The sequence below is a fragment of the Peteryoungia aggregata LMG 23059 genome (genome assembly GCF_030814435.1).
GTDB lineage: Bacteria > Pseudomonadota > Alphaproteobacteria > Rhizobiales > Rhizobiaceae > Allorhizobium > Allorhizobium aggregatum.
On the sequence record NZ_JAUSUW010000007.1, the window covers coordinates 218163 to 241843 of the forward strand.

General features: G+C 62.4%; 22 protein-coding genes. 18 read left to right on the forward strand and 4 right to left on the reverse strand.

Features of this window, described 5'->3' with window-relative positions; translation table 11 throughout:
• The first annotated feature begins 3 nt into the window (after positions 1–3).
• From radA to J2045_RS14110, 6 genes are all read left to right on the forward strand, one after another.
• A complete protein-coding gene (gene radA / locus J2045_RS14085) occupies positions 4–1407 on the forward strand; it encodes a DNA repair protein RadA (RefSeq protein WP_307373777.1) in 1404 nt (467 codons plus the stop codon).
• Positions 1408–1495: 88 nt separating this feature from the next.
• On the forward strand, positions 1496–2107 hold the full coding sequence (locus J2045_RS14090) for a CvpA family protein (protein ID WP_307373780.1): 612 nt from the start codon (positions 1496–1498) through the stop codon (positions 2105–2107).
• A gap of 126 nt (positions 2108–2233) precedes the next feature.
• Positions 2234–3724, forward strand: a complete 1491-nt coding sequence (gene purF / locus J2045_RS14095) for an amidophosphoribosyltransferase (RefSeq protein WP_307373783.1) — start codon at positions 2234–2236, stop codon at positions 3722–3724.
• 126 nt (positions 3725–3850) lie between these two features.
• Positions 3851–4591, forward strand: coding sequence for an SDR family NAD(P)-dependent oxidoreductase (locus tag J2045_RS14100; RefSeq protein ID WP_307373785.1), 741 nt, complete (start codon positions 3851–3853; stop codon positions 4589–4591).
• A 63-nt stretch (positions 4592–4654) separates the two neighbouring features.
• On the forward strand, positions 4655–4876 hold the full coding sequence (locus tag J2045_RS14105; RefSeq protein ID WP_307373787.1) for a DUF6500 family protein: 222 nt from the start codon (positions 4655–4657) through the stop codon (positions 4874–4876).
• Between the two features lie 36 nt (positions 4877–4912).
• Entirely contained in the window at positions 4913–5791 is an 879-nt protein-coding gene (locus J2045_RS14110; protein WP_307373789.1) for a DMT family transporter, read from the forward strand.
• Here the strand turns inward: J2045_RS14110 and J2045_RS14115 are convergent, their stop codons facing one another.
• Entirely contained in the window at positions 5792–7030 is a 1239-nt protein-coding gene (locus J2045_RS14115; RefSeq protein ID WP_307373792.1) for a GGDEF domain-containing protein, read from the reverse strand. It lies immediately after the preceding gene.
• A gap of 311 nt (positions 7031–7341) precedes the next feature.
• Here J2045_RS14115 and cysS point away from each other — a divergent pair, with 311 nt between their 5' ends.
• From cysS to rarD, 7 genes are all read left to right on the forward strand, one after another.
• Positions 7342–8826, forward strand: coding sequence for a cysteine--tRNA ligase (gene cysS, locus J2045_RS14120; protein ID WP_307373793.1), 1485 nt, complete (start codon positions 7342–7344; stop codon positions 8824–8826).
• Positions 8827–9084: 258 nt separating this feature from the next.
• The gene (locus J2045_RS14125; RefSeq protein ID WP_307373795.1) at positions 9085–9567 is read left to right on the forward strand and encodes a GFA family protein; all 483 of its coding nucleotides are present in this window, start codon (positions 9085–9087) and stop codon (positions 9565–9567) included.
• Positions 9568–9693: 126 nt separating this feature from the next.
• Positions 9694–10161, forward strand: coding sequence for a GFA family protein (locus tag J2045_RS14130; protein WP_307373797.1), 468 nt, complete (start codon positions 9694–9696; stop codon positions 10159–10161).
• Positions 10158–10646, forward strand: coding sequence for a GFA family protein (locus J2045_RS14135; RefSeq protein WP_307373800.1), 489 nt, complete (start codon positions 10158–10160; stop codon positions 10644–10646). Before J2045_RS14130 ends, J2045_RS14135 begins: the two co-directional genes overlap by 4 nt.
• A gap of 1 nt (position 10647) precedes the next feature.
• The gene (gene pip / locus J2045_RS14140; RefSeq protein WP_307373802.1) at positions 10648–11607 is read left to right on the forward strand and encodes a prolyl aminopeptidase; all 960 of its coding nucleotides are present in this window, start codon (positions 10648–10650) and stop codon (positions 11605–11607) included.
• Between the two features lie 350 nt (positions 11608–11957).
• Positions 11958–13574, forward strand: a complete 1617-nt coding sequence (cimA, locus tag J2045_RS14145) for a citramalate synthase (protein WP_307373804.1) — start codon at positions 11958–11960, stop codon at positions 13572–13574.
• Between the two features lie 116 nt (positions 13575–13690).
• Positions 13691–14587: an EamA family transporter RarD gene (gene rarD / locus J2045_RS14150; RefSeq protein WP_307373806.1), complete on the forward strand. Its 897-nt coding sequence runs from the start codon at positions 13691–13693 to the stop codon at positions 14585–14587.
• Between the two features lie 10 nt (positions 14588–14597).
• On the opposite strand, the gene J2045_RS14155 is transcribed toward rarD, so the two are convergent.
• On the reverse strand, positions 14598–15218 hold the full coding sequence (locus J2045_RS14155; RefSeq protein WP_307373809.1) for an LOG family protein: 621 nt from the start codon (positions 15216–15218) through the stop codon (positions 14598–14600).
• A gap of 159 nt (positions 15219–15377) precedes the next feature.
• Here J2045_RS14155 and J2045_RS14160 point away from each other — a divergent pair, with 159 nt between their 5' ends.
• Together J2045_RS14160 and J2045_RS14165 are read left to right on the forward strand one after the other, a co-directional pair.
• Positions 15378–17441, forward strand: coding sequence for a LysM peptidoglycan-binding domain-containing protein (locus J2045_RS14160; RefSeq protein WP_307373811.1), 2064 nt, complete (start codon positions 15378–15380; stop codon positions 17439–17441).
• 112 nt (positions 17442–17553) lie between these two features.
• Positions 17554–19443, forward strand: coding sequence for an ABCB family ABC transporter ATP-binding protein/permease (locus J2045_RS14165; protein ID WP_307373813.1), 1890 nt, complete (start codon positions 17554–17556; stop codon positions 19441–19443).
• Between the two features lie 24 nt (positions 19444–19467).
• On the opposite strand, the gene J2045_RS14170 is transcribed toward J2045_RS14165, so the two are convergent.
• A complete protein-coding gene (locus J2045_RS14170) occupies positions 19468–20706 on the reverse strand; it encodes a GGDEF domain-containing protein (RefSeq protein WP_307373815.1) in 1239 nt (412 codons plus the stop codon).
• Positions 20707–20940: 234 nt separating this feature from the next.
• Here J2045_RS14170 and J2045_RS14175 point away from each other — a divergent pair, with 234 nt between their 5' ends.
• The 3 genes from J2045_RS14175 to J2045_RS14185 all read left to right on the forward strand — a co-directional run bounded on the left by J2045_RS14175 (position 20941) and on the right by J2045_RS14185 (position 22895).
• Positions 20941–21693, forward strand: a complete 753-nt coding sequence (locus J2045_RS14175) for a phosphatidylserine decarboxylase (protein WP_307373912.1) — start codon at positions 20941–20943, stop codon at positions 21691–21693.
• Between the two features lie 11 nt (positions 21694–21704).
• Positions 21705–22565 (forward strand): CDP-alcohol phosphatidyltransferase family protein, encoded by an 861-nt coding sequence (locus J2045_RS14180; RefSeq protein ID WP_307373817.1) that lies wholly within the window; start codon positions 21705–21707, stop codon positions 22563–22565.
• A 192-nt stretch (positions 22566–22757) separates the two neighbouring features.
• A complete protein-coding gene (locus J2045_RS14185; protein WP_166601271.1) occupies positions 22758–22895 on the forward strand; it encodes a hypothetical protein in 138 nt (45 codons plus the stop codon).
• A 13-nt stretch (positions 22896–22908) separates the two neighbouring features.
• Here J2045_RS14185 and J2045_RS14190 read toward each other — a convergent pair whose 3' ends face one another.
• The gene (locus J2045_RS14190) at positions 22909–23673 is read right to left on the reverse strand and encodes an SOS response-associated peptidase (protein WP_307373819.1); all 765 of its coding nucleotides are present in this window, start codon (positions 23671–23673) and stop codon (positions 22909–22911) included.
• Between the last annotated feature and the right edge of the window lie 8 nt (positions 23674–23681).

Consider the following 23681-nt stretch of genomic DNA (forward strand, 5'->3'; position numbering starts at 1 on the left):
TTCATGGCCAAAGCCAAAACCCAATTCATCTGCCAGAACTGCGGCACGGTTCATTCCCGCTGGGCGGGCAAATGCGACGGCTGCGGCGAGTGGAACACCATCGTCGAGGAAGATCCCATGGGCGGGATCGGGTCGGGTCCCGGCAAGGCGCCGAAGAAGGGACGTCCCGTCACGCTCACCTCGCTGTCTGGCGAAATCGAGGAGGCGCCGCGCATTCCGACCGGCATGGGCGAACTTGATCGAGCAACCGGTGGCGGTTTCGTGCGCGGCTCGGCGGTGCTGATCGGTGGCGATCCGGGCATCGGCAAGTCCACGCTCCTGATGCAGGCCGCAGCGGCGCTCGCCCGGCGCGGCCACCGGGTGATCTATGTCTCGGGCGAAGAAGCGGTCGCGCAGGTCCGGTTGCGGGCGCAACGCCTGGGGGCCGCAGACACGGATGTGCTGCTCGCCGCCGAAACCAATGTCGAGGACATCCTCGCCACCATCTCGGAAGGCAAACGCCCCGATCTCGTGATCATCGATTCGATCCAGACGCTGTGGAGCGATACGGCCGACAGTGCGCCGGGCACCGTCACCCAGGTGCGCACCGGGGTGCAGGCGATGATCCGCTATGCCAAGCAGACCGGGGCGACCATGGTGCTGGTCGGGCACGTCACCAAGGAAGGCCAGATCGCCGGTCCCCGCGTCGTCGAGCACATGGTCGACGCCGTCCTTTATTTCGAAGGCGATCGCGGCCATCACTACCGTATCCTCCGTACGGTCAAGAACCGCTTCGGGCCGACCGACGAAATCGGCGTGTTCGAAATGTCGGACAAGGGGCTGCGCGAAGTTGCCAATCCATCCGAACTTTTCCTTGGCGAACGCAATGAGAAAGCCCCCGGTGCCGCGGTCTTCGCCGGCATGGAGGGCACCCGCCCGGTGCTTGTCGAGGTGCAGGCTCTGGTGGCGGCAACGTCGCTTGGAACGCCACGCCGTGCCGTCGTCGGTTGGGATTCATCACGCCTCGCCATGATTTTGGCGGTATTGGAAGCGCATTGCGGTGTGCGGCTCGGTCAGCATGACGTCTATCTGAACGTTGCCGGCGGCTACCGGATCAGCGAACCGGCAGCCGACATGGCGATCGCTTCGGCGCTGGTTTCGTCACTGGCCGGTCTTGCCCTTCCGGCCGATTGCGTCTATTTCGGCGAAGTCAGTCTATCGGGGGCGGTGCGGCCGGTGTCGCATACGGCCCAGAGGCTGAAAGAGGCGGAAAAGCTTGGTTTCTCCGCCGCGGTCTTGCCGGCTGCCTCAGCGGACCTTCCCAAGGGTTCGAAGGGCAAATGGAGGGAAGTGGACAGCCTTCCCGATCTCGTGGCGCGGATCGCCGGTTCCCGGCTGAAAGCCCCCACGGATCAGGAGGATGGTTGATCCGGTCCGACGCGTGAGTATACGTGTTCCGGCGGTATCGCGGTGACATCAATGCCGGTCTTCACCGGCGGCCTTGGAGTTGGTATTTATGCCCATCACAATTTTCGACGGTATCGTCATCGGCGTCGTTCTGTTCTCGGCGGTGCTGGCGATGGTGCGTGGTTTTTCGCGCGAAGTGCTGTCCATCGCGAGCTGGGCGGGCTCGGTCGCTGCGGCCTACTATCTCTATCCGTTGCTGGTGCCCTACCTGCTCAACTATACCAGCGATGCGCGGATCGCCATGGCAGGCTCGGCAGGCATCATCTTCCTGATCGCGCTGATCGTGATTTCCTTCATCACCTCGCGCATTGCCGATTTCATCATCGACAGCCGCATCGGCGCGCTTGACCGCACGCTCGGCTTCCTGTTCGGCGCGGCGCGCGGTCTTCTTCTGCTGGTTGTTGCCGTTGCCTTCTGGAACTGGCTGATCGATGTCCGCCAGCGTCCTGACTGGGTCAACAATTCCAAGTCGAAGCCTTTCCTGGACTCGCTGGTGCTGAAACTCGAAGCCGTCCTGCCGCAGGATATCGAGCCGCAGATCCGCGAACGGATTCTCGGCCGCGAAGAGGGCGAGGCCGGCGCGGCCGGAGACACGGCACCCGCCGAGCAGGCTCCGGCGGACCAGGCGCCGGCAGTTCAGACCCCGGCCCCGAGCAACTGATAGTCTCGCGGCAATCCGTCGCGCGATTTGAGACAAGAGAGACGCCGCCGGATCGGGACAGACCGGCGGCTTGCCTGTTAGAAGCGCAGCATCCCAGCGTCTGTCCCCGGAGCAAAGGCCCTCGCCATGAAGCAGATCAGCCCTTCCTATGTCGTGTATGGCAGCCATGACGACAAGTTCCACGAGGAATGCGGTGTGTTCGGGATCCTCGGGCACCCGGATGCCTCGACACTGACGGCGCTCGGCCTGCATGCACTCCAGCATCGTGGTCAGGAAGCAGCCGGCATCGTCTCCTTCGACGGACGGCAGTTCTACACCGAAAAGCATATGGGCCTGGTTGGCGACCACTACACCAACCCGGTGACGCTGGCGAAACTGCCCGGCCCGCAGGCGATCGGTCATACCCGCTACTCGACCACGGGCGAAGTCGCGCTACGAAACGTTCAGCCGCTGTTTGCCGAACTGGAGGAAGGCGGCATCGCCATTGCGCACAATGGCAACTTCACAAACGGCCTGACACTGCGCCGCCAGATCATCGCCACCGGCGCCATCTGCCAGTCGACCTCCGACACCGAAGTCGTCCTCCATCTCATCGCCCGCTCGCGTCATGCCTCCACCACAGACCGTTTCATCGACGCCATCCGGCAGATGGAAGGGGGCTATGCGATGATCGCGCTCACCCGCACCAAGCTGATCGCCGCCCGCGACCCGATCGGCATCCGTCCGCTGGTCATGGGCGAACTCGACGGCAAGCCGATCTTCTGTTCCGAGACCTGTGCGCTTGACATCATCGGCGCCAAGTTCGTGCGTGACGTGAAGAACGGCGAAGTGGTGATCTGCGAAACGCAGGCCGACGGCTCTGTGACGATCGAATCCCGCATGCCGGCGCGTCCGCAGCCGGAGCGCGTCTGCCTGTTCGAATATGTCTATTTCGCCCGTCCGGACTCGGTCGTTGCCGGCCGTAACGTCTACACGACGCGCAAGAATGCCGGGATGAACCTCGCCAAGGAGGCCCCGGTCGTGGCGGACGTCGTGGTGCCCGTTCCTGATGGCGGCACTCCGGCAGCACTCGGTTATGCCCAGCAGAGCGGCATCCCGTTCGAATACGGCATCATCCGCAACCACTATGTCGGCCGTACCTTCATCGAGCCGACGCAGCAGATCCGCGCCTTTGGCGTCAAGCTCAAGCATTCGGCCAACCGAGCGATGATCGAGGGCAAGCGCGTCGTGCTGGTGGATGATTCCATCGTTCGCGGCACGACCTCGCTGAAGATCGTCCAGATGATCCGCGATGCAGGCGCCAAGGAGGTGCATATCCGCGTCGCCTCCCCGATGATCTTCCATCCTGATTTCTACGGCATCGACACGCCGGATCGGGACAAGCTGCTGGCCAACCAGTATGCCGGCGACGAGGCGATGGCGAAATATATCGGCGCGGACTCGCTCGCTTTCCTGTCAATCGATGGGCTCTACACTGCTGTCGGCGGCGCGGCGCGTGATCCCGCCAATCCGCAATTTACCGACCACTACTTCACCGGCGACTATCCGACGCGTCTCGTCGACAAGGAAAGCGAGAAGCCGGGCCGCAAGGAAAGCATGCTCGCCGCCAACGGCTGAGCTCAAGAGCAGGTCCAGCAAAAATGCGTCAGCGGTTTTGCGTCCGGACTGCGTTGAAACAAGGAGATAGAGCATGAACGGCGATCCGGTTTTTGCCGTACATGCTCTAGGGATACAGGACAGACCATGACCATCGACCTCAAGGGCCGGATCGCGCTCGTCACCGGCGCCTCGCGCGGCATCGGCTATTTCACCGCGATCGAACTGGCCAAGGCCGGCGCGCATGTCATCGCCTGCGCCCGCACCGTCGGTGGTCTCGAAGATCTCGACGATGCGATCAAGGCTGTTGGCGGAACGGCGACGCTGGTACCCTTCGACCTCTCGGACATGGCGGCAATCGATCAGCTCGGTGGCCATATATTCGAACGTTGGGGCAAGCTCGACATCGCCGTGCTGAATGCCGGCGTGCTCGGTGTCATCTCGCCGATCGGCCATGTCGAAGCGAAGGTTTTCGACAAGGTCATGACGATCAACGTGAACGCCACCTGGCGCCTGATCCGCTCGCTCGAGCCGCTGCTGGTCAAGTCCGACCAGGGGCGCGCGCTGATCCTGTCCTCGGGCGCCGCCCACAAATGCAAGCCGTTCTGGGGCCCCTACTCTGCCTCCAAGGCCGCCGTCGAGGCACTCGCCCGCACCTGGGCGGCCGAGACACAACGCCTGCCTCTGCGCGTCCTCTCCGTTGATCCCGGCGCCACCCGCACCGCCATGCGCGCCCAGGCGATGCCGGGCGAAGACCCCGCAACGCTGCCGCATCCTTCCGAGGTTGCCGCCAAGCTCGTGCCGCTTGTGGGTCCGGAGCAGACGGAAACGGGCAAGCTTTACCAGGTACGCGAAGGCAAGATTGTCGATTATCGGATGCCTGAGTAAGCCAATCTCACTGTTCCACGGGCCCTAAATCTGTTGGCCGCCCGCTTACGAAAGCACGAGGCGATGCGCGCAAGCCTGAAACGTAAGATCATCGAGGTCTGTGACCGAAAGATCGCCGAGAAGGGCCCGGCGGTGGGGCTGTCCTTTTATGCCTTCTTCGCCAACCGGAACAACGATCCAGAATTGCTGATGGAAGCGGCGGAATGGTGGATACGGACCCATCGACTCGACCACTTCGAGAAAGCGGTCAAGATCCGCCAGATGGTGGAAACGGAAAGTTCCTGACCTTTTACCAAGATCCACCGCGAGCACACATCTCCCATGTCCCCCAGAGATTTCGCCGCCTACACCTATCTGTCTTTGGCATGGGGGCTCTCGTTCCTCCTGCTTCTGCACGTGGTCGATGCCTTCGGCTGGATCGGAGCGGTCACGTTCCGCTGCTTTATTGCCGGCGCCCTGCTCTATGCCATTGCCCGGTTGATGCGGCGACGGCTGGATTTTTCGGCGGGCTGGCTTCCCTTCACGATCGTTGGCGCTACGACGGTGGCGGGGCAGCTTGTCGGCCTTTCCTATGCGACGCCGCTGATCGGCACGGCCATGGCCGCGATCTTCGTGGCCTCCATCCCCCTCTTCTCCATGGTCATTGCCCAATTCTGGGGGCTGGAGCGCATTACGCCGGCGCGCGTGCTCGGGCTTGCTCTGGGGACCGTCGGGATCATCATGCTGGTCGGTTTTCCGGCAGTGCCCGTGACCGGCACCTTCCTGTTCGGCTGTGCCGCCATGGTCGGCTCGACCTTCTCAGCTGCCTTCGGCAGCAATTATGCCAGCCGGTATCTCTCCGGCACCGGTCCTTGGGAGGTCACGACCGGTTCGTTCATCGCCGGCGGGATCCTGACCCTGCCGCTTCTTTGGTTCGTGCCGGTGCCCGGAACGCCTGTTGCCCTGGACTATCTCCATCTCGTCGCGCTTGCGGCCCTGATGAGCGCGCTGACCTATGTGCTTTATTTCGGCCTGGTCAAAAGCATCGGCGCGACGGCTGCCATCAGCGTCGAATTCGTCGTGACCGTTGTCGCCGTACTGATCGGAGCGCTCGTTCTCGACGAGCCGCTGACGCTGTTGCAGCTCTGTGGCGGCGTAGTGATCATCATCGGTTGCGCGCTGGTGCTCGGACTTTTCCGATTGCCGCGCGCAACGACCTGATCACTTGCCTCTGCGGCGCAGCGGAGACACCGCGCGGCGCGGCTCACCGACAGCGCGGGCCAGCGTTTCGGCCGTCTCTTCCAGCAGGGTCGCGGGTTCGCAGAGACGGACGCAATTGCGCCCGTCCGCCTTGGCCCGGTAAAGAGCGGCGTCGGCGCGGGCGAGAAGGGTATCGAGATCCACCCCCCGGGCGCTCGCCTCGCTGACACCGATGCTGACGGTGATCTGCAGCGGTGCCGGGCCGGAAACGACCATTTCCGCCACGGCATGGCGGAGATTTTCGGCGACGGCGACCGCCTTCTGCGCACTGATGCGCGGCATCAAACAGGCGAATTCCTCACCGCCAAGGCGAGCGAAGAGCCAGCCTTTGGGCATGCGCTGCTCGATCGTGCGCGAGAAGGCAAGCAGGGCCTGGTCGCCCGCGGCATGACCATGGGTATCGTTGACGACCTTGAAATGGTCGATGTCCAGGAGAAGCAGGCTCGTCTCGCCATCCCTATCGAGAGCCGCCTTGGCTTCAGCCACGAAGGTGCGTCGATTGGCAAGATTGGTCAGAGGATCGCGTTCGGAGGCGAGGCGGTAACGCAGCTCGTCCCGTTCTTTCGCCAGCATCAGCAGAGCGACGAGCGTCAGCACGATCATCACCGAATTGGCGAGAACGACATAGGCAAACCAAGGTGCCGTCGTACCATCCGGCGCATAGGCCGGCGCCACGAAGAGGGAGAGCGGCGCAGGCGAAAGCCAGACGACACCCCGAATGATGTTGGCAAAGGCTGCAATGGAACGCGACGGCAGAGGCTCCGGTCGCATCTTTTTGAAGATCTCGCGCGCGGTCAGGAGGCAATAGCCTGCCACCAGCAGACCCAGCACGCTGGTGCGCACCTCCATCGACTGATGAACGATGGGAATAAACCACAGGACTGTCCAGATAATCAGTCCGATAGACGCCTTGAAGACCGAAAGCCGCCCACCTTCAAAGACCACCACCGCCTGCCAATAGAAGCCCACGGCAAGCACGCCGAGCCCCAGGCCCAGCCCCGAGGACACGACCAGGGGCAGCGTGTCCCGCGCGGAGTGGAGCAACATGGCGGCACATGCGGCTAGGCCTGCGACAACAAGGATCGGCAGGATGCGGCTGCCCCGGATGCGCAACCACATGTAAATGGTGACCACCGTCGACACAAAGGTAATCAGGGCATGGACAACCATGATGGTGGGCAAATGCAGGGTTTGGTCCATTGCCGAAGATCATCTCCGAGGGCGGGGGATTGCCTCACTAGAATTGGGGAAGTTATCTTGAAAAAGACTTAAGGTTGCTGGCGACTATCCACAGCCTTAGCCACAGTGACGGTTCGTTTCGGGACGCAGCAAGCGCCCTTGACCAAAATCGCGACGCGCGCCATAACAACGCCCATGAAAACGAGCCTCTGCATCATTTGCGGGACCATTATTCGCTAGCGCTTCGCTGGCCTGGCCGTTTTCGTCTCCTGCATAGCCCCAGATGACAAACGACCCGGTCCAGCCGGGTACATTCGTTCTGGGAGACTGACATGGCCGGCGGCCTCAAGCTTTACAACACGCTCACACGCGACAAGGTCGATTTCGAACCGATCGACCCCGACAACGTGCGCCTGTATGTCTGCGGCCCGACCGTCTATGACTTCGCCCATATCGGCAATGCGCGGCCCGTGATCGTCTTCGACGTGCTCTACCGGCTGCTCCGGCATGTTTACGGTGCGGACAAGGTCACCTATGTCCGCAACATCACCGACGTGGACGACAAGATCAACGCCCGCGCGCTGCGCGATTTCGGCGGGCAGATCGCCGATGGTTCGATGAGCCTCAACGAGGCCATCCGCGCCGTGACCGGGCCGACCGAGAGCCAGTTCCATGCGGATGCGGCATCGCTCGGCTGCCTCAAGCCGACCCACGAGCCGCGCGCGACCGACAATATTGCGCAGATGATCACGATCATCCAGCGGCTGCTCGATATGGGCCATGCCTATGTCGCAACCGGCTCTGAAGGGCACGAGGTGCTGTTTTCGACCGCCTCCATGGCCGATTACGGCATGCTGTCGAAGCGCAAGCTGGAAGACCAGCAGGCGGGCGCCCGCGTCGCTGTCGAAAGCCACAAGATGAACCCGGCCGATTTCGTGCTGTGGAAGCAGTCGGCCGATACCGAACCCGGCTGGCCGGCGCATTTCAGCTTCGAAGGCAAGGCACACCCAATCTATGGCCGTCCCGGCTGGCATATCGAATGCTCGGCCATGTCCGACCGCTATCTCTGGGAAGAAATCAAGGACCGGCTGTCGCCCAAGGCGAAAGCCAAGCCGCACCAGTTCGACATCCATGGCGGTGGCCTCGACCTGATCTTCCCGCACCACGAAAACGAGATCGCCCAGTCCTGCTGCGCCTTCGACAACGACCTGATGGCATCAGTCTGGATGCATAACGGCTTCCTGCAGGTCGAAGGCCGCAAGATGTCGAAGTCGGAGGGCAATTTCGTCACGATCAACGAGTTGTTGGCGACAGAGACATTCGGCGGGCGGAAATGGCCGGGCGAAGTGCTGCGGCTTGCCATGCTGATGACGCATTACCGCGAGCCGATTGATTTTTCGGTGAAACGGCTGGAGGAAGCGGAACGTCTTTTGGCCAAGTGGCCTGCAGGTGATGCCGGCGAAACGGCACCGGATGCATCCATTCTTGAAGCCCTCTCCGACGACCTGAACACGGTTGCGGCCATCCAGGCGGTTCATGCACTCGCCCAGGCAGCGAATGCGGATCCGTCAAAGCTGTCGTTGTTCGTCGCCTCGGCTGCCCTTCTCGGTGTGGCTCCGAAGAAGGCAGAAGTCAGCGACGACCTCTCCGCCGCCGTCCAGGCGCTGGTCGATCTCAGGCTCGAAATGCTGAAGGCGAAAAACTTCGCCGAGGCCGACCGCATCCGCGACGAGCTTGGCGAAAAGGGCATCCAGCTCAAGGACGGCAAGGACAAGGAGAGTGGAGAACGGGTGACGACCTGGGAGGTCAAGCGGTAGGATGGTTTCGGCTGCGGTGCGGTTTACCCCCCTCTGTCACTTCGTGACATCTCCCTCACAAGGGGGGAGAGTGGGGACGCATGCGCCGCGGCACACGACCAGAGCCACACAGCTGCGCGAACACAGATCTTGCTCGATCCTCCTGCGGCTTACCGCTGGTTCCGAGGTCGGCGGGGTCCCGCTCTCCCCCCCAGTGGGGGAGATGTCCGGCAGGACAGAGGGGGGTAACCGCACCCACCATCCGAGGAGGCCATCCCCATGACCTCCGCCCTTACCCTGTCCGGCGGCTGCCAGTGTGGCGCAGTACGCTTTCGGATGCACGGCCAACCAAAAGACGTTTCCGTCTGTCATTGCCGCATGTGCCAGAAGGCCTTCGGGGCCTATTATGCGCCGCTTGTTGCCGTCGGCGATGCTGAGGTCAGCTGGACCAGGGGGCAGCCAAAGCATTTCGCCTCGTCGAACTTCGTGAAACGCGGCTTTTGCGGCGATTGCGGCACGCCGCTGACCTATGAGGCACCCGACGGGCTATCGCTGGCGGCAGGTGCCTTCGATGATCCGTCGCAGCTGCCGCCGACGGTGCAGTTCGGGGTCGAGTGCAAGCTCGCCTTCGTCGACGCCATCCCTGCCCTGCCGGAATGCGCGACGCTGGATGATCTCGAGGATGCGCCCTTCCTCACCGACGTCGTGTCCTACCAGCATCCGGACCGGGACACGGATCAATGGCCGGAGGCGAAGTCGTGACGCAGCCGAACCCGAATATGAAGATGCCGAAATGGCTGCTTTACGGGCTGATCGCCAAGGGCGTTCTGGTCGCAGCAGTGATCATCGGCGTCACGGTCTACATGACGATGCAATGAGGACGTCGAGATGAGTGAAATCGAAAGCGGTGGCTGCCAGTGCGGTGCTGTCAGGTTCCAGGCGTCGAAGCTGGGGCGGCCGTCGATCTGCCATTGCCGCATGTGCCAGAAGCAGTTCGGCTCCTTCTTCGGCGCCTTCGTCACCGCAGACCAGGCGCATCTGACCTGGACGCGCGGGCAGCCGATGCTCTATCGCTCCTCGGCCAAGGTGAAGCGCGGCTTCTGCGCCAAATGCGGGACGCCACTCTCCTATCACCATCCTGATGGTGTGGAACTTGCCATCGGCGCCTTCGACCATCCGGAACGCTTCGAGCCGCAGGTTCAGGTGAACCATCACCAACGGCTGCCCTGGATCGATCATCTCTTCGAGAAGCCCGCCTTTACCAGCCCCGCGATGGAGGAGTTCTTCGCCTCGGTCGAGAGCTTCCAACACCCGGACCACGACACGGCCCAGTGGCCGCCGGAGGATGAACAATGACCCGTCAGGTGCATTCCGGCGGCTGCCAGTGCGGCGCGATCCGCTACAAGATCGCGGGCGAACTCGGCTATCCGCATATCTGCCACTGCCGCATGTGCCAGAAGGCGAGCGGCAATTTCTTCATGGCGCTGGCCGGGTCCCGCCAGGAGGATTTTCTCCTGATGCGCGGCGAGCCGAGCTGGTTCCAGTCATCCGACCCCTGCGGGCGCGGCTTCTGCAAAGACTGCGGCACGCCGCTCTTCTTCCGCACCAAGGGCTCGCCCTATATCAGCGTGACGATCGGCAGCCTGGACAAGCCGGAGTTCGCTGAGCCCATTTCGCAGGATGGCGTCGAAAGTCGCGTCTCATATTTCGACAAACTCTTCGGCCTGCCGGAAAAGGCGACCGACCGTTCGGACCTGCCGGCGGGCAATGCCGGGATCGCCGCCACCTCGCGGCAGCATCCCGATCACGATACGGTGGCCTGGCCACCGAAGAGGACATGACATGACGACGGAATTGCGCGGCTTCTATCCCGAAATCGAACCCTTCGAGACCGGCATGCTCGATGTCGGCGACGGGCACCAGATCTATTGGGAGCGTTTCGGTACCAAGGGCGCGAAACCCGCCGTCTTCCTGCATGGCGGCCCGGGCGGTGCGACCAGCCCGGCGCATCGCCGTCTCTTCGATCCCTCGCTCTACGACGTGATCCTGTTCGACCAGCGCGGCTGCGGCAAGTCCACGCCGCATGCCTCGATCGAGGCCAACACCACCTGGCATCTGGTGGCCGACATCGAGCGGCTGCGTGATATGATCGGCGCCGAACAGTGGCTCGTCTTCGGCGGCTCCTGGGGCTCGACGCTGGCGCTTGCCTATGCCGAAACCCATCCGGAGCGCGTCTCCGAACTGGTCCTGCGCGGCATCTACACGCTGACCAGGGCCGAGCTCGACTGGTACTACCAGTTCGGCGTCTCCGAAATGTTCCCGGACAAATGGGAGCGCTTCATTGCGCCCATCCCGGAAGACGAGCGCCACGAGATGATGGCCGCCTATCGTCGGCGGCTGACCGGCACCGATCGCGAGGAACAGCTGCGCTGTGCAGTGGCCTGGAGCTCCTGGGAAGGCGAGACGATCACGCTTCTGCCGAACCCCGACTATTCCGGCCATTTCTACGACGCGGATTTCGCGCTCGCCTTCGCCCGCATCGAAAACCATTTCTTCGTCCATGCCGGCTGGCTGGAAGAAGGTCAGCTCTTGCGCGATGCATACAAACTGAAGGATATCCCGGGCGTGATCATCCACGGCCGCTACGACATGCCCTGCCCGGCGAAATATGCGTGGGCACTGCACAAGGCGTGGCCGAAGGCGGATTTCCACCTGATCGAGGGGGCGGGCCACGCCTATCTTGAGCCTGGCATTCTCGACCAGCTGATCCGGGCGACGGATCGGTTTGCGGGGAAGAACTAGATCATGGTCGCGCTCGCAGTTTCCCCCCTCTGGATCCTGAGCCTGTCGAAGGGCGGCCATCTCCCCCTCAAGGGGGGAGATCGGATTGTGGAAGCGGCGCGGCTTCACCCTCCCCTTGAGGGGGAGGGTCGGAGCGAAGCTCCGGGGTGGGGTGACCGTGGGGAGCTCATTCCTGGTCTGACGCGTCGAACTCGCGGGGCGGGTCACCCCCACCCGCCGCTCCGCGGCGACCTCCCCCCTCAAGGGGGAGGTGGAGACGGCCACCACTCTCCCCCCTTGTGGGGGAGATGTCACGCAGTGACAGAGGGGGGTAATTCCCCAGCAGCGAAAGTTTTCGTAAGGATTGCAGCATGACACGCGAAAAGATCACCCTGTTCGATACGACGCTCCGCGATGGCCAGCAGACGCCGGGGATTGATTTTTCCGTCGAGGACAAGATCGCGATCGCGACCATGCTGGACGAGTTCGGCTTGGACTTCATCGAGGGCGGCTATCCGGGTGCAAACCCGACGGACACGACGTTCTTTTCCAGGAAGCGCACGCAAAAGGCCGGCTTCGTCGCATTCGGCATGACCAAGCGTGCCGGCATCTCCGCCTCCAATGATCCGGGTCTCAGCCAGCTCATCCAGTCGAAGGCGGATGCCGTCTGTCTGGTGGCGAAGAGCTGGGACTATCATGTGAAGGTTGCGCTCGGCTGCACCAACGAGGAAAACCTCGAGAGCATCCGCGACAGCGTCAAGGCCGTGGTCGAAGCGGGCAAGCTTTCCATGGTCGACTGTGAACACTTCTTCGATGGCTACAAGGCCAATCCGGACTATGCCATCGCCTGCGCCAAAGAGGCCTATCAGGCTGGCGCCCGCTGGGTGGTGCTTTGCGACACCAATGGCGGCACGCAGCCGCCGGAAATCCGCGACATCGTCTCAGCCGTGATTGCCTCCGGCATCCCCGGTGCCTCGCTCGGCATCCACGCGCATAACGACACCGGCCAGGCGGTCGCCAATTCGCTGGCTGCGGTCGAAGCCGGCGTGCGGCAGATCCAGGGCACGCTGAACGGCATCGGCGAACGCTGCGGCAATGCCGATCTCGTCACCATCATCCCGACGCTCTGTCTGAAGGAGACGTATTCCTCGCGCTTCGAGACCGCGATCGACCGGGAGAAGCTGGTTGGCCTTACCCGCCTGTCGCGCGCCTTCGACGAGCTGCTCAACCGCTCACCCAATCACCAGAGCCCTTATGTTGGCGGCTCGGCCTTTGCCACCAAGGCCGGCATCCATGCCTCGGCGCTGCTCAAGGACCCGAAGACCTACGAGCATGTCGAGCCGGAAAGCGTTGGCAATTTCCGCAAGGTCATGGTGTCGGACCAGGGCGGCAAGGCAAACTTCCTCAACGAGTTGAAGCGTCGCGGCATCACGGTTGCCAAGGACGATCCGAAGCTCGACACGCTGATCTCGGTCGTCAAGGAGCGCGAGGCCTCGGGTTATGCCTATGAGGGCGCGGATGCCAGCTTCGAGCTTCTGGCGCTGAAGACGCTCGGCACAGTGCCGGATTTCTTCGCCGTCGAGAGTTTCCGCGTGATGGTCGAGCGCCGCTTCGACAGCCATGGCCGGCTGAAGACCGTGTCGGAGGCCGTGGTCCGGGTCATCGTCGATGGCGAGACGGTCATGTCGGTTGCGGAAGGCGATGGTCCCGTCAATGCGCTCGACATCGCGCTGCGCAAGGATCTCGGCAAGTATCAGTCCGAAATCCTCGACCTGGAACTGGCAGACTACAAGGTGCGTATCCTCAACGGCGGCACAGAAGCCGTGACCCGCGTCTTGATCGAATCCACCGATGCGACCGGTGCCCGCTGGTGGACGGTCGGCGTTTCGGAAAACATCATCGACGCCTCCTTCCAGGCCCTGATGGACAGTATCGTCTACAAGCTGATGAAAAACCGGGAACTGGCGGGGCAGATCGCCGCGGAGTAGATCGATCGCACACCATTGATCGGCCGGCGTGAACGATCCTTCACGCAAATGAATTGGCGCCGGCAACCCTGCAGGCGTACTTCCGTTTCCAAGCATAACAAAAGTCAGGAAACACCATGGCCGACGTCTCCGCACCCGCCGAGAACAGGGACAGCCTGAACGGCTTTCTCTTTGCGCTCTCCGCCTATCTCTTGTGGGGCTTCCTGCCGCTCTACATGAAGGCGCTCGCGCATATCTCGCCGGCGGAAGTGATCGCACATCGCATCCTCTGGTCGATCCCGGTCGCGGGATTGCTGCTGATCATCCTGAAGCGCACCGATGACCTGAAGAAAGCAATCCGAAACCCGAAGATGCTCGGCATGGCGGCGGTGACGGCGACGCTGATCAGCGTCAACTGGGGCATCTATGTCTGGGCGATCGGTGCCGGCCATGCGCTCGACACGGCGCTTGGCTATTTCATCAATCCGCTGTTTTCGATCCTGCTCGGCGCCGTGATCCTCAAGGAAAAGCTGAAGAAGACGCAAATTGCGGCGCTGTCGTTGGTCGTTCTCGCCGTCGTCATCCTGACCGTCGAAGCGGGCCGCCTGCCGATCGTCGCGCTGGCACTCACCTTCTCCTGGGGTTTTTACGCCTTTTTTCGCAAGACGCTGCCGATCGGGCCGAACCAGGGTTTTCTGCTGGAAGTTCTTCTGCTCTCGCCGATTGCACTCGCCTATCTCGTCTATCTGAATCTGCAGGGTGGCGGCCACTTCATGATGGGCAATGCAACCGATACGTTGATGCTCGCCTCGGCAGGCCTCGTCACGGCCATCCCGCTGATCCTCTATGCCAACGGCGCCAAGCTGCTCCGGTTGTCTACGATCGGGATCATGCAATACATCGCGCCGTCGATGATCTTCATCACCGCCGTCTTCGTCTTCCACGAGCCCTTCAGCACAGCCAAGGCCGTCGCCTTTCCGCTGATCTGGGCGGCGCTGGTGATCTATACGCTGCCGATGCTTCGGCAGCGCTGATCTCTTCGTCTCAAAGCTTTGAAATGGTTGCCGGGTCGCCTTCGGGCGCTCCGGTCTCGGCCCAGCGGCTTTTGATGGCCGGCACGATATCCTCGATCCGATCGATGACCAGCGGGCGTACGAGGTGGGCCGTGTGGATGAAGCCGGAGGCCGACATGTGGTCGATCAGCTCCAGCATCGGCTTCCAGAAGTCATTCACATTGGCAAAGACCATCGGCTTGGCATGACGACCAAGTTGGCCCCAGGTCATGATCTCGACGATCTCTTCCAGGGTCCCGATACCGCCGGGCAAGGTCACGAAGGCGTCCGAGCGCTCGAACATCGCGTGTTTGCGCTCGTGCATGTCCTTGGTGATCATCAGCTCGTTCAACTGGCCGAGCGAATGGCGCGTCGCTTCCATGTCGACGAGGAATTCGGGTATGATGCCGGTGACATGTCCGCCGGCGGAAAGCACGCCCGCGGCCACCGCCCCCATGACACCCTTGGTGCCGCCGCCATACACGAGGCGCAGGTTGTTTTCTGCCAGGGCGCGACCGAAATTTCGGCCAGCTTCCATGAAGGCGGGATCGCGTCCTGGCTGGGAGCCGCAATAGACGCAGACGGATCGAATCGGGGATTTTTCTTCGCTCATACTGGGCAAAAAACAGGCTGCGCCTACGAAGGTCAACAAAATTGGCTGAAAACCTCTGCCGAGCAAGGCGTAATGGCGTCACTGCGCTTGTCGAAACAAACGGTTAAGGCTAGCAATTCCAAGGGATATTGGCGGCTGTTCCGCCGGGAGACTTGAGACATGAAGAACCGTGCCCTCTGGGTGGTCCTGCTCGTACTTGCCATCGTCAGCCTGCTGATGGTGTTCGTCATCATGCCGCGCCTCAACGCACCGACCAGCGATGCGCCGACCGTCAACGCTGCCGCGGATGCGGTGACGTCCGCCGCCGAAACGGCGGCAGCCGACATCGCGGCCACCGCGAGCCAGAAGATGGATCGCCTCAAGAGCGAAGCCGTCAAGGCGGTCGACGGCATTTCAGCGCTGTTTGCCGACGGCAGGACGCCCGGCATCGAGGCCTATACCGCCGCCAGGACGCTGGCCCAGGGCGCCATCCAGGCGCTCGCCGCCATTGAGCTGCCTGAAGGACTGGACACGACGCTTGCAGACGGCATCAAGGCCGTGCAGGCCGATGCCGCACGCGCACTGGCATTGATCCAGCAGCTGCCGGCCGATCCGGCCAAGGCGGCAACCATGGTTGCGGCGATCAAGGATGCCCTGCTCGGACAGCCCGTCGCGGCTGCCCCGGTTGCCGACATTACCACCCCGACTGTACCGCGGTTCGATGTCCTGCGTGTCGAGCCGGATGGATCCACCGTCATTGCCGGCAATGCCGTTCCCGGCGCCAAGGTCGAAATCCTGAACGGACCGGTGGTCATCTCTTCACAGACCGTGGACCAGACCGGCGACTTCGCCGCCGTGCTCGACCAGCCACTCGCACCGGGAGACCACTCCCTGCAAATCCGCGCCACGGGTCCGGACGGTAATGTCGTGACGTCGGAAGAGGTCGCAACGATTTCCGTGCCGGATGGTGGCAAGGGCGAGTTGCTCGCCATGGTGTCAAAACCCGGCGAAGCGAGCCGCATGATCACGCTGCCGGGATCTGACACTGCAGGCACAACCCAAGTCGCGGCGACCCCGGCTGCCACAGCAGCCTCTGCCGGCGACACTCCGCCGACCCCAGGCGCACTGCCAGAACTCCCAGCGGCCGCGAGCGAACTCACGAGCTCAGCACCGACCATCCCGGGAAGCACCGACACGGCTGCCGTTCCCGCCAACCCGCCGTCCGCAGACACCCCGGCCGCCCTCCCCGGCGCCACCGAAGTCCAGGTCACGGCCGTCGAGATCGAAGGGGACCGGATCTTCGTCGCCGGCAAGGCCCCGGCGGGTGCCACCGTACGCGGCTTCGCCAACAAGGCTGCGATTGGCGAGACCGTCAGCGACAGCAGCGGCAACTTCGTCATCGAAGGCGAAATGAAGCTCGAGATCGGTAACCACATCATCGAGGTGGAACTGCTCGATTCGACCGGCAAGATCGTCGTGCGTGCCTCTGTGCCGTTCGAGCGTCCTGCGGGCGAACAGGTCTCCGTGGTCGCGCAGTCGACACTGCCGGCAACGGCCGATACGGCCAGCCCGGAACAGGTGGAGTTCGAACGGTTGCGCATCGCGCTGACCAAGGCGATGACCATCCTTGAGGGCTTGTTTGCCAATGGTCAGAAGCCGGCACTGGAACAGGCTGCGGCCGCCCGCTCGGCAACCGAGATCGGACTGCAGTCGATCGCCGAATTCCGTCCGGGACCGAATGCCAGTGCGGATTTTGCTGGCGCCGTCAGCGCCCATTCCGCCAAGGCCAAGGAAGCCCTGTCTCTGCTGCAGTCCGTGCCAAAGGGCGATGTGGAGGCACTGGGCGCGACCCTGCCGAAGATACTCGCGCTGATCCGCGCGCTGCTGGAAGAGCCAACGCCGTCGCTGGCCGCTCAGGCATCTACGACCGCATCAGGTGCAGATGCTGCGGCACCGGCTTCTGCGCCTGCGGGCACGACAGCGGAACCGAAGACAATCCAGCAGGCTCCGCTCGCACAGAGCGACAGCAGCGTGATCATCCGCCGGGGCGACACGCTCTGGCAGATCTCTCGCCGCGTCTATGGCCAGGGCGTGCGCTACACCACGATCTATCTGGCCAACGAAAACCAGATCAACAATCCGGACCGGATCGAGCCGGGTCAGATCTTCACGGTGCCGAGGGAAGCGCTCCCGAATGCCGAGGAAATCCACCGCAAACGCCTGCGTGGCGAGCCGGTGAACTAAGCTTTCACAGATCCGTTGTTGTATTCGCGCCAGCGGAATCCTAATTGAATGACGGCGGCGGTCCCCATGGGATCGCCGCTTTTTGATCTGCAGGCAATCGAGAGGGTCGGGGATGGCAGAGGCGAAGAAAAAGACAGTATCAGCCGACGACGGCAACCCGATGCAGACCCTGGTCAATCTGTGGCCCTATATGTGGCCCGCGGACCGCTTCGATCTCAAGATGCGTGTGGTGTGGGCCACAGTGTTCCTGATCATTTCGAAGTTCGTGCTGATCCTCGTCCCCTACTTCTTCAAATGGGCGACCGACGCGCTGAACGGTCGTCTCGACATGGCGGGCATTCTGCCGACCTTCCTGCTCGGCGCCGTGGCGCTCGTCATCTTCTACAACATCACCCGCATTGCCCAGGTCGGCCTCAACCAGCTGCGCGACGCGCTTTTCGCCAGCGTCGGCCAGCATGCCGTGCGCCAGCTCGCCTACCGAACCTTCGTGCACATGCACCAGCTATCGCTGCGCTTCCACCTTGAGCGCAAAACCGGAGGGCTTTCGCGCATCATCGAGCGCGGCACGAAGGGGATCGAGACGATCGTGCGTTTCACGATCCTCAATTCCGTTCCGACACTGATCGAATTCATCCTGACGGCCGCGATCTTCTGGTGGACCTACGGCTTCTCCTATCTCGGCGTCACGGCATTCACGGTCTGGGCCTATATCTGGTTCACCATCCGGGCGTCCGACTGGCGCATCGGCATCCGCCGGGCAATGAACGAGAGCGACACCGACGCCAATACCAAGGCCATAGACTCGCTCCTGAACTTCGAGACGGTCAAGTATTTCGGCAACGAGGAGATGGAAGCGAAACGTTTCGATGTCTCGATGGCGAGCTACGAGAAATCGGCCACCCAGGTCTGGACCTCTCTCGGCTGGCTCAATTTCGGTCAGGGCCTGATCTTCGGCATCGGCACGGCGATTATCATGGTCATGTCGGCGCTTGCCGTGCAGCGCGGCGAGCAGACGATCGGCGACTTTGTCTTCGTCAATGCCCTCCTGATGCAGCTTTCCGTGCCGCTCAACTTCATCGGCTTCGTCTATCGCGAAATCCGTCAGGGCCTCACCGATATCGAACAGATGTTCGACCTGCTGGAAGTCCAGGCAGAAGTGGTCGACAAGCCGGATGCGACGGCGCTTTCGATCGACAAGGGTGCCATCGCCTTCAAGGACGTGCATTTCCACTACGACCCCGACCGGCCGATCCTGAAAGGCGTTTCCTTCGAGGTGCCCGCCGGCAAGACCGTCGCGGTGGTTGGGCCGTCCGGCGCCGGCAAGTCGACCATCTCGCGCCTGCTCTACCGGTTCTACGACGTGCAGCAGGGCTCGATCACCATCGACGGCCAGGATGTGCGCGACGTGACGCAGAAGTCTCTCCGCGCGGTGATCGGGATGGTCCCTCAGGACACGGTGCTGTTCAACGACACCATCGCCTACAACATCCGCTACGGCCGCCCGGGCGCTTCCGAGGCCGAGATCGAGCAGGCGGCGGAGGTCGCCCAGATCTCGCGTTTCATCAAGGAGCTGCCGGAGGGCTATGGGACCAAGGTCGGCGAGCGGGGGCTTAAGCTCTCTGGGGGCGAGAAGCAGCGCGTCGCGATCGCACGCACCGTGCTCAAGGCCCCGCCGATCCTCATCCTCGACGAGGCGACTTCGGCACTCGACACCACGACCGAACACGAAATCCAGTCGGCGCTCGACATCGTGTCGAAGAACCGTACGACATTGGTTATTGCCCACAGGCTTTCGACCGTGGTCAATGCCGACGAGATCATCGTGCTGAAGGGCGGCGAGATCGCGGAACGCGGCAGCCATTCGGCGCTTCTCGAACAAAATGGCCTCTATGCCTCGATGTGGAACCGCCAGCGGGAAGCCACCCAGGCGGAAGAGAAGCTGCGGCAGGTGCGCGAGAGCGACGAACTTGGTGTCGTGGTTCGGCGTCCTCCGGCAAGCTGAAGCAAGGGGCCTTGCCGGTTCCGATCAATCGGCCTTGCAGAGCCGGTTGCGCCCGTCGCGCTTTGCCCGATAGAGCGCAAGGTCTGCACGCCGGAGCGCATGGTCAATGGTCTCGTCCGCAGGGCTGAAATCGGCAAGGCCGATGCTGACCGTGCCGGCAGCGCCAACAGCCGTGACGACCCGGCAATAGCGGGCGATATCGCTGCGCATCCGCTCGAGGATTTCGCCGGCCATGGAGACGTGCTCTCCCTCGAAGAACGCAAAGAACTCCTCGCCTCCGGCGCGCGCAATGAGAACACCCTCATCCTCGTGCGTGCGCAGCGTATCCACGATCGAGCAGAGTGTAAGGTCACCCTCGCCATGGCCGAGTTCGTCGTTGATCGACTTGAAATTGTCGATGTCGATCACCGCCACCGCGAAGCGGCTCCGGTCCCTATCGGCGTCTTGGATGGCCGACGTTGCGACCTGAAAGAACTTGCGCCGGTTATAGGCATTGGTGAGCGGATCACGCTCGGCGGCGGCGGTCAGCCGCGCCTCGAGCTCCTTGCGTTCGGTGATGTCGATGAGCACACCGGCGATCCCGCGAAGCCCGCCATTTCGGGAATCAACGCGCGCCTTGTGGAGCATGATGTGGCGCATTCCCGTGTCCGGAATGCAGACATCCGTCTCGAGCCGCAGGACACCACCGTCGCGCATCACCGCCATGTCTGATTCACGATGAGCATCCGCAGCATCCTTTGCGAGGAAGTCGGCGAGTGTCCGGCCGATCAACTCATCCCTGTGGCTTCCGACGAAATTGCTGAAGGCTGTATTGCAGCCCAGGTAGCGTCCGTCGACGTCCTTGAGATAGATGGGGGTCGGCAGGTGGTCGAGACCGTCCTGCCAGCCATCAAGCTTGTCCTGCAGAACCTCCCGGCATTGCTCATGCGCCTGAACCCGCGTGAGGTGCCGCCTGGCGCGCAGCAGGCAGTGCAGCACCTGATGCCCGCCCGCCTCCAGCAACAAATCGTCGGCGCCGGCGTCGAAAAGTTCGGCCTGCAACTCTGGCCCAGCTTGTCCGGTCACGGCGACGAGGTAGAGCGCATCCCCGCAGGCGGCACGCAGCCGAAGGACGCCGTTGACAGCCGACCTCTGGCTTGCATCGAGAAAGCAGACTGAAACACTCTGAAGTTCGCCGGGATCGCGAACCATGACCGGCGCAAGTGAACCGATGATTGGCGGCGGAGACATTCCGCCGGAGGAATACCAGGCGATCGCAATCAACGGCGCCGTATCCGTGGCCGATTCAGTTTTTCTGGCGAGCTGCAAAATCAGTCCTCGTCCGGAACGGTCCATTGCGGTACCTGGCCCGGATCCCCCTTTGATTGACACCCCATTTCTAGGGTGCATTCATTTACAAAATCTCGCCGACTTCAGGACAAGTTGATCTTTTTTTGGGCCACCTGTGGATTGTCACAAGTGCTTTAAGCCGGCTTGATTTGACGGTCGGCATTGCCCATCTGCGGCTTTCAGAGTAGTCACGGGCGAGACAATAAAGAGACTGAGGACCCCATGGACCTGTTGGAAACCATCCGCAAGACGATCGTGCCGGTGCACAAGGAAGGCTATCCCTTCGTCGCGGCATTCTTTGTCGCCTCGCTGGTGCTGGGCTGGATCTGGGACCCGCTCTTCTGGGTCGGCTTGGTGCTCACCCTCTGGTGCGCCTATTTCTTCCGTGACCCCGAACGGGTGACGCCGCAGGACGACGATCTCGTCATCAGCCCGGCCGATGGCCGGGTGTCCTCCGTGCAGATGGTCGTGCCGCCAGAAGAGCTCAATCTCGGCAACGAACCGATGCTGCGCATTACCGTCTTCATGAACGTCTTCAACTGCCATGTGAACCGCGCGCCGGTGCGTGGCCGGGTGACGACGATCGCCTACAAGGAAGGCCAGTTCCTCAATGCTGAGCTCGATAAGGCCAGCACCGACAACGAGCGCAACGGCCTCGTCATCGAGAGCAAGCACGGTGCGATTGGTGTCGTTCAGATTGCCGGCCTTGTGGCGCGCCGCATCATCTGCTGGACCAATCCCAATGAACCGCTCGAAACAGGCGAACGCTTCGGACTGATCCGTTTCGGCTCGCGGCTCGACGTGTTCCTGCCGGCCGGTGCCGAACCGCGGGTCTCGCTCGGACAGACCGCGATTGCGGGTGAGACCGTGATCGCCGAATTCGGCTCGGCCAAGGGGCCGGTCATCAGCCGCCGCAGCTGAGGAAACCATCGATGGAAGATCAGAACGCGTCGATCGACAGCCGCAAGGCGGCTCAGGGTGACGCAGGGGCGCGTGGTCCCCGGCTCCGGGAAATCCCTCTCAGGCTGATCATCCCCAACCTGATCACGGTGCTGGCGATCTGCGCCGGCCTCACCGGCATCCGGCTTGCCTTCGAGAACCGCTATGAACTGGCGGTCGCGATGGTGCTGGCCGCCGCCTTCCTTGATGGCATAGACGGGCGGGTTGCCCGGATGATGAAGGCCACGTCGAAATTCGGCGCGCAGATGGACTCGCTTGCCGACATCATCAATTTCGGCGTCGCCCCTGCCCTCGTCCTTTATGTCTTCGTGCTCGACCAGGCCAGGTCGCTGGGCTGGATCGCGGCGCTGATCTACGCGATTGCCGCCGGGCTTCGACTTGCGCGCTTCAACGTGATGGACGAGCGCGAGACCAAGGCGCCCTGGCAGTCGGAGTTCTTTGTCGGCGTGCCGGCGCCTGCGGGTGCTGCTCTCGTGCTGCTACCGGTTTATCTCGGGTTCCTCGGCGTGGCTCCGGTTGGCGTCTTCGCCTATGCGAGCACCGCCTACACCATCATCATCGCCTATCTGCTGGTCAGCCGTCTGCCGGTCTGGTCGGGCAAGTCGGAGACGAGCCATATCCGCCGGGACCTGGTACTCCCGATGATTCTCGGCGTCGTGCTTTATGTCGCGCTGCTGATGAGCTTTACCTGGGAAGTGCTTGTGGTGACCGTGCTTCTCTATCTCTGCTCGCTACCCTTCGGTGCCCGAAACTGGCATCGCCGCTATGGCACGCTGACGATTGGCGAAGAATCAGCGGAAAAGGGACTTTCGGAGATAGACCGGGGCGTTTGACCGTTTTTTTGTTCAAAAATGTACAAATTGAGCCCCGCCAAGCCTGAAAACTTGTGCGGGGCTCTCCTTATCTACTCTTTTTCTTCAAATTTGATTTGTGTCACAGCCTCGGCCACGCTTTTGTCATGTTCTCCACAGAGAGAGCCGCGAACAAAAAATACCGGTCAGGAAACACTCCCGAGGAACATGACGATGACGACGCAGAACGACGCCGAGCAGCAGAAGCCGGCAAACGAGAATCTAGCCTTGAACTACCGTCCGCTCGGCCTGAAGGCTGTGCTTGCCGCTGCCCTGATGCTGAAGCGCAAGCCGGCACCAAAGGTCGCCTGAGCGAGGTCTCGCTCTAGAACAAGTTCATCTGCCCGTCGTCGGACCTGTCCGTGGCGGGCTTTTGCTTTTTGGGTGGCGGAATCACAGGTGTCTGGAGCTCGGCACCGACATTGGCGACCTTGTTGACGAGGTCCGAGACGGGGATCGCTTCGAAGTAATCCTCATCTGCCGGGCGCATGAGATCGACGATATCGCGCGGCTCGCCATGGCGGCAGTCGAGCCAGCGGGCGAAATCCTGCGGTTCGATCACCACAGGCATGCGGTCATGGATTTCCGAGATCGTGCGATTGGCACCCACGGTCAGAATACAACCTGTGTCGAGTTCCGATCCGTCCTTCGACATATACGTTTCCATCAAGCCGCCGAAGCAGACGATGCCGCCCCTCTTCGGGCGGATCCAATAGGCCTGCAGCTTCTCGCCGCTCTCCTTCGGCGGCCTGTGCCACTCGTAGAAGCCGGACGCGGGAACCAGCACACGCCGGTGCCGCATCGCGGCCCGGAAGGAGGCCTTGTCGATGGCCGTTTCAGAACGGGCATTGATCAGCAGGGTGAATTCCCTGGGGTCCTTGACCCAGGACGGGATCAGCCCCCAGCGGACCAGAACCGCCATGCGGTCCGGACGATTTGAACCCGGATCAAGCGGCGGCGCAGCGACTGCCACGAGGATGGGCTGCGTCGGCGCTATGTTGTAACGCGGCGGAAAGCCTTCGAGCTCCATCAGTCCGAGGATCTCGCGCACTTCTTCCGGGCTGGCTGTCAGGGCAAAACGTCCACACATCCCCTGTA

Coding starts and splice junctions, on each gene's coding strand:
- radA (WP_307373777.1), top strand. CDS start 4: ATGGCCAAAGCCAAAACCCAATTCATCTGCCAGAACTGCGGCACGGTT.
- J2045_RS14090 (WP_307373780.1), top strand. CDS start 1,496: ATGCCCATCACAATTTTCGACGGTATCGTCATCGGCGTCGTTCTGTTC.
- purF (WP_307373783.1), top strand. CDS start 2,234: ATGAAGCAGATCAGCCCTTCCTATGTCGTGTATGGCAGCCATGACGAC.
- J2045_RS14100 (WP_307373785.1), top strand. CDS start 3,851: ATGACCATCGACCTCAAGGGCCGGATCGCGCTCGTCACCGGCGCCTCG.
- J2045_RS14105 (WP_307373787.1), top strand. CDS start 4,655: ATGCGCGCAAGCCTGAAACGTAAGATCATCGAGGTCTGTGACCGAAAG.
- J2045_RS14110 (WP_307373789.1), top strand. CDS start 4,913: ATGTCCCCCAGAGATTTCGCCGCCTACACCTATCTGTCTTTGGCATGG.
- J2045_RS14115 (WP_307373792.1), bottom strand. CDS start 7,030: ATGGACCAAACCCTGCATTTGCCCACCATCATGGTTGTCCATGCCCTG.
- cysS (WP_307373793.1), top strand. CDS start 7,342: ATGGCCGGCGGCCTCAAGCTTTACAACACGCTCACACGCGACAAGGTC.
- J2045_RS14125 (WP_307373795.1), top strand. CDS start 9,085: ATGACCTCCGCCCTTACCCTGTCCGGCGGCTGCCAGTGTGGCGCAGTA.
- J2045_RS14130 (WP_307373797.1), top strand. CDS start 9,694: ATGAGTGAAATCGAAAGCGGTGGCTGCCAGTGCGGTGCTGTCAGGTTC.
- J2045_RS14135 (WP_307373800.1), top strand. CDS start 10,158: ATGACCCGTCAGGTGCATTCCGGCGGCTGCCAGTGCGGCGCGATCCGC.
- pip (WP_307373802.1), top strand. CDS start 10,648: ATGACGACGGAATTGCGCGGCTTCTATCCCGAAATCGAACCCTTCGAG.
- cimA (WP_307373804.1), top strand. CDS start 11,958: ATGACACGCGAAAAGATCACCCTGTTCGATACGACGCTCCGCGATGGC.
- rarD (WP_307373806.1), top strand. CDS start 13,691: ATGGCCGACGTCTCCGCACCCGCCGAGAACAGGGACAGCCTGAACGGC.
- J2045_RS14155 (WP_307373809.1), bottom strand. CDS start 15,218: ATGAGCGAAGAAAAATCCCCGATTCGATCCGTCTGCGTCTATTGCGGC.
- J2045_RS14160 (WP_307373811.1), top strand. CDS start 15,378: ATGAAGAACCGTGCCCTCTGGGTGGTCCTGCTCGTACTTGCCATCGTC.
- J2045_RS14165 (WP_307373813.1), top strand. CDS start 17,554: ATGGCAGAGGCGAAGAAAAAGACAGTATCAGCCGACGACGGCAACCCG.
- J2045_RS14180 (WP_307373817.1), top strand. CDS start 21,705: ATGGAAGATCAGAACGCGTCGATCGACAGCCGCAAGGCGGCTCAGGGT.
- J2045_RS14185 (WP_166601271.1), top strand. CDS start 22,758: ATGACGACGCAGAACGACGCCGAGCAGCAGAAGCCGGCAAACGAGAAT.
- J2045_RS14190 (WP_307373819.1), bottom strand. CDS start 23,673: ATGTGTGGACGTTTTGCCCTGACAGCCAGCCCGGAAGAAGTGCGCGAG.